Source organism: Cellulomonas sp. KH9 (assembly GCF_900114185.1).
Taxonomy (GTDB): Bacteria; Actinomycetota; Actinomycetes; order Actinomycetales; family Cellulomonadaceae; genus Cellulomonas.
In genome coordinates this window covers 1-1027 of the sequence record NZ_FOSE01000011.1, presented here as the reverse complement: position 1 = coordinate 1027, position 1027 = coordinate 1, and the positions used below count along the sequence as shown (strand labels likewise).

The window sequence follows — 1027 nt, the reverse complement described above, 5'->3', positions numbered from 1 at the left end:
GATCGTCCCCACCGGCAGCTGCATGTGCTCCGCAGCGATCTGCGCCAGCACCCGCGGATCGACCGACTCCTGCACAGCCGGAGCCGGCTCCCCCGGCGCCACGTACACCGCCGGGTGGGAGGTCAGGTACGCGAGGCGCTCGTCACCAGGCACGTGGAGGGCGCACTGCGGCTCGTACCACCGCCCCTCGTTGTCGAGCGCGTGCTCCTGGAAGCCGTCATACAGCAACCCCTGAGCCGCATAGGCGTCCCCCGTCATGCCGCTGCGCCCGACGCCACCGTCCTTCCAGAACTCGTAGTACTGCTGCCCCGTCCAGCCGGGGCCGTACCAGCACCGACGAGGCACCGGTGCCTCCGTCACATGGCGGAACGGCACACCCGCCGTCGTCGCACCATCGGTCTCGATCGTCGCCGTCGCGGACTCGGCGGCGATCCCGTCCTGCGAAGCAGCCCCGGTCGCAGCCGGCTTCTCGAAGTCCTTCTGCCCGGACTGCGGCGGTGCGGCCCACGCCGTCGGCGTCGCCCCGACCAGGAGTGCGATCGACGTCGACACCACCAGGAGGCCGCGGCCCACCCTCAACATGCGCCGGCCGGCGACCCCGTGAGCACGATCCAGGCATCCCCGACGGACGGCCCCAACGTCAGCTGCGACGCCAGGTTCTCCAGGCCGATCTCCTGCGACGTGTAGGTCCCGGCCGGGTCGGTCCCGGTCACCTCGCGGTAGTCGTCGCACACGGTCACGGTCGCGGTGCCGCCCTCGACGACGACGGCGCCGATGCTGGTGTGGAACACACCTCCCAACGTCAGCTGCTGATCGGCGTTCTGCGTCGCGACGCCCTGCATCATCGTGCGCAGCTCCGGGGACGCGACGATGTCGAACCCCGGGCTGAGCTCGTTCGTCCGCATCATGCGCCAGTACTCCTTCTGGAAGTACGCGACCGTGTTGTACACGTCCACCTGCTCACCCTCGAGCTGCGGCACGTCCTCGAACACGATCCCCAGGTCGGGATCCGACGGCTCCAGCGCCG

The 1027-nt window shown here is 70.2% G+C and carries 2 protein-coding genes; both read right to left on the bottom strand.

Annotated elements, in window-relative coordinates:
• Positions 1-573 (bottom strand): hypothetical protein (locus BMZ16_RS18785; protein WP_143082902.1); only part of this gene is annotated, 573 nt, incomplete at its 3' end.
• Between the two features lie 2 nt (positions 574-575).
• Positions 576-1027: hypothetical protein (locus BMZ16_RS19465; protein WP_177199788.1), on the bottom strand; the 452-nt coding region annotated here is incomplete at its 5' end.